Origin of the sequence: Corynebacterium sp. (genome assembly GCF_052107835.1) — a bacterium.
GTDB lineage: Bacteria > Actinomycetota > Actinomycetes > Mycobacteriales > Mycobacteriaceae > Corynebacterium.
In genome coordinates this window covers 17809-28644 of the sequence record NZ_JBQEDF010000029.1, presented here as the reverse complement: position 1 = coordinate 28644, position 10836 = coordinate 17809, and the positions used below count along the sequence as shown (strand labels likewise).

Sequence of the window (10836 nt, the reverse complement as noted above, 5' to 3'; positions counted from 1 at the left end):
CCCGGGGCGACTGAGTGCCGTCAGTCGCGCAGCGGCCCGAAGGTGCCGTTCTCCTCCTTGTAGGCGGCGGCGCTGGCGAGGATGTCCTCGGCGATGTCGGGACGGCAGATCAGCAGGTCGGGCAGGTAGGTGTCCTCGTTGTTGTACACCAGCGGGGAGCCGTCCAACCGGCTGCAGAACAGTCCGGCGGCCTCACACACGCCGACCGGAGCGGCATTGTCCCACTCGTACTGTCCCCCCGCGTGGACGTAGGCGTCATTGTCCCCGAGCAGGACGCTGACCGCCTTCGCGCCGCACGAGCCCATCGTGGTGATCTCGTGGCCGGTCCTCTCCGAGATGAAGGGGGCGATCTCCGGGGTGCTGTTGCGGGAGATCACGATCCGGTTCGTGGGCCGGCCCTCCACGGCCTTGGACTCGGCGGAGGTGAAGACCTGGCCGAGATCGGGCATGCCCACTGCGGCGTGGGTGACCTTGCCGTTCTCCGCCAGGGCGATGTGCACGGCCCAGTCCTGGCGGACCCCGGCGTATTCGCGTGTGCCGTCGAGGGGGTCGATGATCCACACCCGGTCCTGCTCGAGCCGGGCGAGGTCGTCGGTGGCCTCCTCGGACAGCACGGCGTCGTCCGGACGGTGCTTGGCCAGCACGCGGGCGATCCAGTCCTGGGCGATCGCGTCCCCCGCCGCACCGAGTTCGCCCCCGCGCAGCAGGCCCACGTTACGGACCCCCTTGAGGATCTCACCGGTTCCCTGGGCGAGGCGGAGGGCGAGGGTCTCGTCGTCGATGTAGGACGTCATGGCTCAACAGTCTAGCCAGAGGACCTGTGTGCTGGCGCGGCGGGCGGGTCGGGGAGTGTCGGTGATCACAGGTCGCCGCATGTCTCGTGGCATATCGGCATCCAGGGACGGTCCAGGCCACCACAGACCATCCATGGATGCCAATATGCCGCAGAGCAGCGTCGGGTGGTTGACTGGGGGCCATGACAGCCGAGCCGCTCGACCGCTTCTTCGCCCCCGTGGCGACGTGGTTCCGTGAGGTCTTCGCCGAACCCACCGTGGTGCAGTCGCAGGCGTGGGACGCGATCAGCCGTGGGGACAACGCCCTGGTCGTCGCGCCGACCGGGTCCGGCAAGACACTCGCCGCTTTCCTGTGGGCCCTGTCCCGTCTGACCTCGCAGGGGCTGATGCGCGGGGCGACCGACGGGGACGCCAACCGGAACTCCGCGACGAGGGTCCTCTACATCTCCCCGCTGAAAGCCCTGGGCGTGGACGTCGAACGCAACCTGCAGGTTCCACTGGCCGGCATCGCCCGCACCGCCGCCGCGTCCGACACGGATATCGCGCCGGTGAGCATCGGGGTGCGTTCCGGTGACACCCCGCAGGCCGAACGTGCCAAGCTTCTGCGCACCCCGCCGGACATCCTGATCACCACCCCGGAATCCCTCTACCTGATGCTGACATCGAAGGCCGCCGGGACGCTGGCCAATGTCGACACCGTCGTCGTCGACGAGGTGCACGCCGTTGCCGGCACGAAACGCGGCACCCATCTGGCCCTGAGCCTGGAGCGGTTGGAGGAGCTCGCCGGCGAGGATGCCCCGGTGCAGCGTATCGGCCTGTCGGCGACGGTGAACCCGGTGGACACCGTCGCGTCCTTCCTGGGCGGCGACCGCCCGGTGACGGTGGTCAATCCGCCGACGCAGAAGCTGTGGGACGTGGCGGTGCGCAGCGTGGTCGAGGACTTCCGGGACCCGCCGGTACTGGACTCCCCCGCTGCGGCGGAGGGTGATGAGGCCTCCTCCGAGGACGGGGTACTGGATGACGCCATTACTGACGATGCATTGCTCGGTCCCACGCTCATCGGTGAGGGCGTCGGCGGGATCACCGACGCCGGCAGTGGACGCCGGGTTGCCTCGGGGGTGGACAGGGAGTCCGCGTTGCCGCAGCAGAAGTCGGTGTGGCCGCACGTCCAGCGCGCGATCTACGAACAGATCATGGCGAACCGTTCCACCCTGGTCTTCGTCAACGCCCGGCGCACCGCCGAACGTCTCACCGGGGCGTTGAACGAGATGTGGGCCGAGGAGCATGATCCCGGTTCCCTCGCCGCCCCCACGCGGCGCGATCCCGCCCAGATGATGGCGCAGTCCGGTTCGGTCGCCGCGGCCCCGCAGGTCATCGCCCGGGCCCACCACGGCTCGGTGTCGAAGGATGAGCGGGCCGAGATTGAGACCTCCCTCAAGGACGGTTCACTGCGCTGCGTGGTCGCGACGTCCTCCCTGGAACTAGGGATCGACATGGGCCTGGTGGACCACGTGGTGCAGGTCGGCGCTCCGCCGAGCGTGTCCTCGGCGGTGCAGCGGTGCGGGCGGTCCGGTCACACCGTCGGCGCGGTGTCCCGGGCGACGGTGTACCCGCTGCACCGGCAGGACGCCGAGGCCGCGACGGTGATCATCGACCGGATGCTCGCCGGTGACCTGGAGCCGCTGCATGTGGTGTCGAATGCCCTGGACGTGCTGGCGCAGCAGACCGTGGCGATGGCGGTGCAGGCCAGCCGTACCGACACGGGCACGCTGGATGTCGAGGACTGGTTCCGGACCGTCCGGCGCGCTCACCCGTACGCCGCCCTGCCGCGTGAGGCCTTCGACGGGGTGGTTGAGCTGGTCAGTGGCAGGTACCCCTCCACCGATTTCGCCGAGCTGCGTCCCAAGGTGGTCTACGATGCGGCGACCGGGAAGATCGAGCCGCGTCCCGGGGCGCAGCGCACCGCGGTGACCAGTGGCGGGACGATCCCGGACCGGGGGCTGTTCGGCGTGTTCCTGCCCTCTGACGGTGAGAACGCCGGTGGCAGGCGGGTCGGCGAACTCGACGAGGAGATGGTCTACGAGTCCCGGGTGGGCGACGTGTTCACCCTCGGGGCGTCCTCCTGGCGTATCTCGGAGATCACCCGTGACCAGGTGATCGTTACCCCGGCGGCGGGGCACACCGGACGCCTGCCGTTCTGGGTCGGGGATGCCGAGGGGCGTCCCGCCGAACTCGGTCCGGTGATCGGTGAGGCTCGTCGCGGGTGGGGCAGAGGTGTCACCGGGGACGGTGGCGTGATGCGGGATCTGCGCGGTGCGTCCTTTGTCGACGACAACACCCGGGCGAACCTGGACTCCTTCTACTCTGAGCAGCGCGAGGCCACCCAGGTCGTCCCCGATGAGCGGACGATCCTCATCGAGCGCTTCCACGATGAGGTCGGCGACTGGCGCGTGGTCGTGCACACGCCATGGGGCAGGTCGGTGAACGCTCCGTGGGCGTTGGCGATCGGTGCGGCGCTGTCGCGGCGCTCCGGGATCGACGCGATGGCGGTGGCCGGTGACGACGGTATCGTGCTGCGTCTGCCCTACACCGAGGAGCCGCCGGGGGTGGAGCTGCTGACCGGCGGTTCCGACGGTGCGGACGCGGCGACGCCCGTGGTCAACGAGGTCACCGATGCGGTGGGATCGTCCGCCCTGTTCGCCGGACGCTTCCGCGAGTGCGCCGCCCGCTCCCTGCTGCTGCCGCGGCGTAACCCGGGCAAGCGCCAGCCGTTGTGGCAGCAGCGGCAACGGGCGTCCCAGCTGTTGGACGTGGCGCGTCCGCACCCGGAGTTCCCGGTGATGGTGGAGACCATGCGCGAGTGCCTGCGTGATGTCTACGACCTGCCCGCCCTGGAGAGGATCGTGGCCGCGGTGGGGTCGCGGCGGATGCGCGTCGCCGAGATCACCACGGATGCCCCGTCCGCCTTCGCCGAATCCCTGCTGTTCAGCTACACAGGTGCCTTCCTCTACGAGGGGGACTCGGCGGAGCGGGCTGCGGCGCTGTCGGTGGACCCTTCCCTGCTGGCGGCGGTGCTGGGCCAGCGTGGCGAGGGGCTGGAACTCGACCCGTCGGTGCTCGCCGAGATTGTCGACGGGCTGCAGTGGCTTGCCGACGGCCGCCGCGCCCGATCCGCCGAGCAGGTCGTGGACATGCTGCGTGCCCTGGGACCGCTGTCACCGGAAGAGGTCGCGCGGCGGACCGAGGCGGTCAACCTCGACGAGGTCCGCGCGATGATCCCCCGCAGGATCTGCGAGGTGAAGGTTGGCGGGACGCTGCGCTGGGCCGTCGTGGAGGACGCCGCACTGCTGCGCGACGGGCTCGGCATCCCGGTGCCACCGGGTGTCGCCGCATCCCAGGAACGGGTGGTGGACGCGGTCGACCAGCTGGTGCTGCGCTGGGCGAGGACGCATGGGCCATTCACCGCGTCCGACATCGCCGCCGAGTTCGGGTTGGGCGTGGCAACGGCGGATGGGCTGGCCCGGCGGTGGGTGTCCGGCCGGCGGTTGGAGTCGCTGGGGGCGTCCGGATCCGACGACGACCGTTATGTGGATTCGGGCGTCCTGCGTCGTCTGCGGGCGGCGACGCTGGCGAAGGCGCGCGGTGCACTGGAGCCGGTGAGCACGCAGACCTACGCGTCCTTCCTGACCCAGTGGCACGGTCTTGGGGCCGGGGAGCGCGAGGACCTGCCCGGGGTCATCGAGCAGCTTGCGGGTGTCGCTCTGCCCGCCAGTGCCTGGGAGACCGTGGTGCTGCCGTCGCGGATCCCCTCCTACACACCTGCTGACCTGGATGACCTTGTGGCGTCCGGGGAGGTCGTGATCGTGGGGGCCGGTGCTTCCTCGGCGACGGATCCGCGCATCATGCTGCTGCCCGCCGATCTGGCGCCGCTGCTGGTCGACGAGTTGGACACGGCAGGTGCGGAGGACGCTGCGGACGTTGCCCTGGGACCGGTCGCGCAGATGATCCGGGAGAAGCTGGGCGGGGGAGGGGCGTTCTCCGCCGCGGAGATGGAACGCTCACTCGGCGGGGACGGTCCCTCCCACGGCACCCCGTCCCACGATGCAATCGACTCGGCGATCTGGGAACTCTTCGACGCCGGACTGCTCATGCCGGACTCGGTCGCGCCTGTCCGTGCCCGGTTGGCGGGGACGGGGTTCACCGACCGGACGGGGACGGCGACCGGCGCTGCGTCCTCGAAGGGCGCGCACAAAGCGCCGCGCCGCAACACCGGACGCGGCTCCACACGGCGGCTGCGGATGGGGCGCACCACCTTCGCGCAGACCGTCCGCTCCGAGGAGGTGCGGTCGCGCCGGGCGGCGATGAATGCCCATGCCGGAGTGCCCGGCCGCTGGTCACTGGTGCCGGACGTGGGTGGGGCGGTGACCGACAGGGCGATCGCCCGCGGCGAGGCGTGGCTCGACCGGTATGCGGTCGTGACGCGTGGTTCGATCGTGGCCGAGCACACCGAGGGCGGTTTCGCCGCGGCCTACCGGATGCTCACCGCCTGGGAGGACAACGGCACGGTCCTGCGCGGTTACGTGGTCGACGGTCTGGGTGGGGCGCAGTTCGCCTCACGTGAGGTCATCGACCGGTTGCGGCAGATGGAGGAGGAGCCTGCCCCGGCCGAACGGTCGGCACCCGTGTTGCTGGCGGCGAGTGACCCGGCGAACCCCTTCGGCGCGGCGGTGCCGTGGCCGAGTGCGGATGGTGATGGTGAGGATGCCCCGCGCGATGGTTCAGCGCGTCCCACACGCGGTGCCGGTGCGCTGGTGGTGGTGCAGGACGGGCGCCTGCTCGCACACCTGACCCGCGGCGGACGGACGGTGACGGTGTTCGGGCGTCCGGGGTTAAGCGATGCGGGGGCCGAGGTGGACCCCGGTGACGTGCAGGCCGTGGTGGCGGCGCTGGCCGCTGCGGTCTCTGCCGGTCGGTTGTCGCCGGTGACCGTGGAGAAGCTCAACGGGGTGGACGTGATGGCTGCTGGACCCGTTGTTACCCGCGCCTGGACCGAGGCCGGGGCGCGGCTGACACCGAAGGGGTTGGTGGTTAGGTGAACGGTTCGGTTCTACCTTTCGAGGGTGACGTTCAGTGGGGTTATCGCCGCTATGTCCACTGCCGACCTGGCCAGGTCAAGGTCGTGGGAGTCCTGCAGGCCCAACGTATTCCTGCTGAAGGTTCGGTCACGCGGGCAATACACCCGTAGTCGTGGTCCGCAGAGAGGACGGTGGCCCGTTCACGAGGGCATAGCAGGCAATGAGAATGTCGGTGGAGCATGCAGCCCGGACAAGGCCGGAACTCCCCAGCGCAGCCTGGACATCAAGAACCAGGGACTCGTCGGGTGCCCGTTCCAGTGGAAATCCCAGGGAGATGCTCTCCCGGTACTGAGTGTGCTCATCCGGGGTGCGTGCGCTGTGACAGAACTCCAGGACCTGTGGGGGACAGGGGACGAAAAGGTCCGCCGGGGCTCGGACGATCGACGCAAGCCGGGCGGTTACCGCGCCATTTCCGTTGGCGGGTCTGGCCCTACGGAGTTGTCGACGAGATAGTCGGTCATGAACCGGGGTTCCCGCTGGACGGGGCTTCGACTGTGGTTACTGGGTCACTGACAAGGGATCTGACGTCTGAAGGCGCGCTATGCCGGACGTGCCGGCTGCTGCAGTTCAGTGACCCAATCGGCCTGGTCCTCGGACTCCGCGCGCAGGTAGTTCTCACGGCAGGGGCCGTCCGGGACGAACCCACGGGCGAGGATTTCGGCGTGGACGGCCTGCCAACTCTCGTGGATCCGGTCCATACGGCCCAGATGCACGCCGACGAATGCGTCTTCCACGTCAGGCAGCGCGACGATGTCGAATCCCTCACTGTTCGTCCCGTGTTCCGGCCCCGAGTACTCGTAGCCGGCAGTGACGTGCACCCCGGCCTCGTCCGATTCATACTGCGCGATCGCGACGTCCAACGCGCCACACTCATCGCCGATGATGCCGGCGATGTTGTCGAACATCGGCCCGACCACTCCCGCAATTGCCGGTTGATCCTCGACCACCGCCGAACGGCAGGCCAATCGAAGGGCGGGCAGGGGCTTCTGGATGATTTCGATACCGGGCATCTGCTTCTCCTGTTCAATGAGGTGGAGCCGCCGTTCCACGTCGGCGAGACGAGCGGTCGCCACCCGGTGCTCTGCTTCGACCTCGTCCCGACGGGCGCGCAGAAGCACGGCCAACCGGTCGACGTCCACACCCTGATCCAGGATCTGGGCGATGTCGTCGAGTCCGAAATCGAGGGCACGCAGAGAGACGATCCGGTGCAGCCGTTCAAGCTGCGACGGATCATACGAGCGGAAACCGCTGAACCCGTCCACATGGGCGGGCACGAGCAGGCCGATCGAGTCCCAGTGCCTCAACTGGCGATGGGACACCTGACCGACCTGCGCGAACGCTCCAATGGGCAACATGGTCCCATTACTCCCATCTCACACAATGTCAGAGTCAAGGAAGGCGCGTCCCCGCGGCGAAATGTCGTAGCCGACCTGCAGGCTGCGGGTCAGTCCGCGCTCCTTGAGTTTGCGGATCCGTCGCTTCAGGGAATCCTTGTCCATCGCGAGCTCCTCTGCCAGCTGAACTGAGGGAATGCCGGGTTCGGCGGCGATCCGAGGAGTGGTTCGGGCCCAGGGTGTGTGGGCATCGAGTTTGTCGAGCAGTGCACCGATGTCGGCCACGTCCTGTTCCGACAGTTCGGCGTCCTGGGCGAGGTCGTCCCGTCCGTCCGGACCGACCCAGGTCAGCCCGATGCGGAACACGGGATCATCCTCGTCCCCGCGAAACGTGCCAGTGAGTTCCTTGACGGAAGTGAATCCCGCCGCGTGCGCGTCCCCTTCGGTGATCGTGCCGACGTCCACCGCTTCCACGGTGCCGACCTGAACAACCCCAGCCACCGTCCGGAACGTCGAGCCCTCTGCGACACGGGGTTTCGGCCACTGACGGAACGCCACCGCGACCTCACCGGAGGCAACTCCGTGGGCAATGGCGCTGGTGAGGATCATGTGCCCAGCATAGCCAGGGTCGACGCTTCCTGGGTCGTCAACGCAGTAGCGTAACGGTCACCCCGAGCGACGGAGCGCGAGAGAGGCGAGCGTCCGATGTCAGGAGCCCCGCGTCCAGAAGTCGGGAAGCCGCCACGTAGAAGGCATCGCTGATCCGCAGGGAATGCCGAAGTGACCAGGTCTCGGGCAGAAGCGCAGGGTGCGACAGCCGTTTGATGGGAGCGTCCTGAAACCCCCGCATTGCATTGTCCGCTTCAACATTGCTGATCAGACCCATTCGTTGCATGCGCCAGATGGCCGACGACACCTCAACGTCGACAATGTGCGGCGCCCACAACTCGAATCCCTGTAGAGCATCGAGGGCAGTATTGTGGCGGAGGGTGGGGGTCAGGGCATCGACGAGTGCGCTGGCATCGACAACGAGCCTCACGGGTGATGCTCGCGGGATGCAGTCGCCGGATCGTACTCGGTACGAACATCATTCAGTACTCCGGCGACATCGATGTCCCTGAGCGGGATGTCGGTGCGCTGCGAAGCAACCCAGTCGTCAAGCAGCGGTCGTGCAAGATCATCCCGAAGGACCCGGGTCACGTACTCGGACATCGACACGCCGAGTCGCTTGGATCGTTCGCTGAGCTTCTCGTGGAGGTCGACCGGAAGATTCCTGACTTGCAGTGTGCTCATCGCATGATCATAGCATGAACACTGCATGCACGGCCTGGGAGAGTATTGTAGGTCCTCGGAAATCGACCTGTCTGCACACCAAGGAGCCGCACATGCCCGAGGGGGATTCGGTCCTGCAGCTGTCCAACCGGCTGCAGTGGATGCGGGGACGCACACTGACCCGCTCGGACATCCGCGTCCCCCGCTTCGCTACCGAGAACCTCGCGGGACGCACGGTCATGGGCGTCTGGCCCTATGGGAAACACCTGTTCATCGACGTCTCCGGACGCATCCTCCACACCCACCTGAAGATGGAGGGGGTCTGGTCGATCCACACCGCGGGCACCCGCTGGCGACGTCCCGGGCACACCGCACGGGTCGTTCTGCGCTTCGCTCCACAGCACACCGGGGGGCCCGAGATCGAGGTCGTCGGGCACAGTCTCGGTTTCGTCCGGCTCTTCGATGCGGCCGAGTATGACCGGGTCACCGGCCATCTCGGTCCGGATATCCTCGACCCGGACTGGGACAATGGAGACGGGGGCAGGACAGAGGCGATCCGTCGCGTCCTCACCCGTCCCGAGCGCAGTCTCGGTGCCGCTCTGCTTGACCAGCGCAACGTGGCGGGGATCGGCAACGAGTACCGTGCTGAAGTGTGCTTCCTGGGTGGGGTGGATCCGCGGCGCACGGTCGGTTCAGGGGTTGAGGCATCGGAGACGGCGTCCCACCTACTGGACCTGTCACGCAAGGTGATGTGGGAGAACCGGCTGGAACCGCGTCGCCTGTTCACCGGCGACCGGCGGCCGGGCATGGGGAACTACGTGTTCGGACGCGCCGAGAAAGCGTGCCGGCGCTGCGGCTCCCCGATCCTCAAGGGCTTCCTCGGGGGAGTGGACGCTGATGGTGACGAGGGTGAGCTCGAACGCGTCATCTGGTGGTGCCCTGTCTGCCAGCCGGTGTGAGTTGCGGGCACATGTGTCGGAATTGTCCCTGGGCCTGTGGATAGCTTATCCACAGGATCTTGCTGTCGAGGCACGATGGACCGCGGGCATGGGATGATGGTGGTGCCGACACACCGGGACGAACAGAGGGGACCATGGGGGAGAACGGCAGTGCACAGCCACCACGGCCACGGGGTAGGGGACCGGAGTACACCTGGCGGGTGATGCCGACCGTCCTGCCGCAGGTCCGGGCGGAACTCAAGAGCTCCGGTACGGTCACGGACTGGCAACTCAGGCACAGGTACACGCAGGTGGCGCCAGGTGTCGTGGTGCCCGCTGCCGAGGGTGGGCACGATCCAACGGCGCACGGTGGATTCGGCGCGGACTGTGTCACCCGATCATGGGCGAATCACCTGATCAGGCCGGATGCGGTACTCGGGGGCTGGGGTGCCGCTGAGGTGCACGGTCTTCGTCCTGACTGGGGTGATTCTGCGCCGGTGCTTCTGTTGCAGGGAACATGGAAATCCGGGTCAGAGACGACGGGCAGTGCAGTGCGGCGACCCCTTCGTCCCGTCATCCGTCCGCTACCGGATGATCTGCGCGTGCTTCGCCCCGAACCTCGCTTCCCGGAGCTGAAGGTGGTTCTTCCTGGCCTCGCTGCAGCTCAGTGTCTGCGGACGATTCTCACCGGCCGCCATCGATGGTGGGTGCACGATGTGCCCGGCATGAGCTGGACCGAGGTCCGGGCCGTCCAGTTCCTCGATGCCTTCGCCCAGTGCACCTGGGTCACGCGGGACGAGGTTCTCTCGGCGGCGGCGGGCCTGGTGAACAGGAGGGTTCTCGCGACGCTCCTGGAGATGTCGGACGCCGGTGCCCAATCCCCGATGGAGACGGTGATGCGACTGATGGTCCGGGATGTGTTGCCAACGCCGTATCAGTGGCAGTCTCAGATCCGGGTTGATCTGGAGCCGGGGGCGGCGGAAGGCTGGACGCGTCGGACGCTCCCGGACCTGGGCTGTCCGGCACTCAGGATCGCGCTGTACTACGACGGTGCCCATCATGATGCGATGCACCAGACCGACGTGGACTTCGACCAGTTCCATGCGCTGCGTGACCTTGGGTGGGAGGTGCTGAGGTTCAACAGGAAGCACCTCCGGGACCCGTCGGAACTTCGCGAACGGGTCACCGCGGTGATCGGTCGGGCGGTCGAGGCTCAAGCGTCAGGACAGGGGAGGGGATGAGAGGGCGTCGGCACGGCTGGAGGGATCTGAGGGTGGCGTTCAAGGTCGGCGGCGGTCGGAGAAACCACCCTGGAACACCACGTCCGTGCACTAACTCGGGGCACATGACCCAGGTGTGGCGC

Annotated in this window: 8 protein-coding genes; 3 read left to right on the top strand and 5 right to left on the bottom strand. The window is 67.9% G+C overall.

All coding sequences use genetic code 11. The annotated features are described in order from the left end of the window. Positions 1-20 precede the first annotated feature (20 nt). Positions 21-794, bottom strand: coding sequence for a 3'(2'),5'-bisphosphate nucleotidase CysQ (locus tag ACTIL2_RS08690; protein WP_442337064.1), 774 nt, complete (start codon positions 792-794; stop codon positions 21-23). 182 nt (positions 795-976) lie between these two features. On the opposite strand from ACTIL2_RS08690, the gene ACTIL2_RS08685 reads away from it, so the two are divergent. Then, positions 977-5890 (top strand): DEAD/DEAH box helicase, encoded by a 4914-nt coding sequence (locus ACTIL2_RS08685; protein ID WP_442337063.1) that lies wholly within the window; start codon positions 977-979, stop codon positions 5888-5890. Positions 5891-6468: 578 nt separating this feature from the next. Here the strand turns inward: ACTIL2_RS08685 and ACTIL2_RS08680 are convergent. From ACTIL2_RS08680 to ACTIL2_RS08665, 4 genes are read right to left on the bottom strand one after another with little or no spacing between them, the layout of a single operon-like run. Then, positions 6469-7284 (bottom strand): MerR family transcriptional regulator, encoded by an 816-nt coding sequence (locus ACTIL2_RS08680; RefSeq protein WP_442337062.1) that lies wholly within the window; start codon positions 7282-7284, stop codon positions 6469-6471. An 18-nt stretch (positions 7285-7302) separates the two neighbouring features. Next, positions 7303-7872, bottom strand: coding sequence for a hypothetical protein (locus ACTIL2_RS08675; RefSeq protein ID WP_442337061.1), 570 nt, complete (start codon positions 7870-7872; stop codon positions 7303-7305). 37 nt (positions 7873-7909) lie between these two features. After that, entirely contained in the window at positions 7910-8302 is a 393-nt protein-coding gene (locus ACTIL2_RS08670) for a type II toxin-antitoxin system VapC family toxin (protein ID WP_442337060.1), read from the bottom strand. Then, positions 8299-8556, bottom strand: coding sequence for a FitA-like ribbon-helix-helix domain-containing protein (locus tag ACTIL2_RS08665; RefSeq protein WP_442337059.1), 258 nt, complete (start codon positions 8554-8556; stop codon positions 8299-8301). The genes ACTIL2_RS08670 and ACTIL2_RS08665 overlap by 4 nt, the downstream gene beginning before the upstream one ends. A 92-nt stretch (positions 8557-8648) precedes the next feature. Here ACTIL2_RS08665 and ACTIL2_RS08660 point away from each other — a divergent pair, with 92 nt between their 5' ends. Together ACTIL2_RS08660 and ACTIL2_RS08655 are read left to right on the top strand one after the other, a co-directional pair. Next, the gene (locus tag ACTIL2_RS08660) at positions 8649-9494 is read left to right on the top strand and encodes a DNA-formamidopyrimidine glycosylase family protein (protein ID WP_442337058.1); all 846 of its coding nucleotides are present in this window, start codon (positions 8649-8651) and stop codon (positions 9492-9494) included. Positions 9495-10198: 704 nt separating this feature from the next. Next, the gene (locus tag ACTIL2_RS08655; protein ID WP_442337057.1) at positions 10199-10714 is read left to right on the top strand and encodes a DUF559 domain-containing protein; all 516 of its coding nucleotides are present in this window, start codon (positions 10199-10201) and stop codon (positions 10712-10714) included. The last annotated feature ends 122 nt before the right edge of the window (positions 10715-10836 follow it).

Excerpts from the sequence above, each read along its gene's own strand:
- ACTIL2_RS08690 (WP_442337064.1), bottom strand. The coding sequence starts at position 794 with ATGACGTCCTACATCGACGACGAGACCCTCGCCCTCCGCCTCGCCCAG.
- ACTIL2_RS08685 (WP_442337063.1), top strand. The coding sequence starts at position 977 with ATGACAGCCGAGCCGCTCGACCGCTTCTTCGCCCCCGTGGCGACGTGG.
- ACTIL2_RS08680 (WP_442337062.1), bottom strand. The coding sequence starts at position 7,284 with ATGTTGCCCATTGGAGCGTTCGCGCAGGTCGGTCAGGTGTCCCATCGC.
- ACTIL2_RS08675 (WP_442337061.1), bottom strand. The coding sequence starts at position 7,872 with ATGATCCTCACCAGCGCCATTGCCCACGGAGTTGCCTCCGGTGAGGTC.
- ACTIL2_RS08665 (WP_442337059.1), bottom strand. The coding sequence starts at position 8,556 with ATGAGCACACTGCAAGTCAGGAATCTTCCGGTCGACCTCCACGAGAAG.
- ACTIL2_RS08660 (WP_442337058.1), top strand. The coding sequence starts at position 8,649 with ATGCCCGAGGGGGATTCGGTCCTGCAGCTGTCCAACCGGCTGCAGTGG.
- ACTIL2_RS08655 (WP_442337057.1), top strand. The coding sequence starts at position 10,199 with ATGAGCTGGACCGAGGTCCGGGCCGTCCAGTTCCTCGATGCCTTCGCC.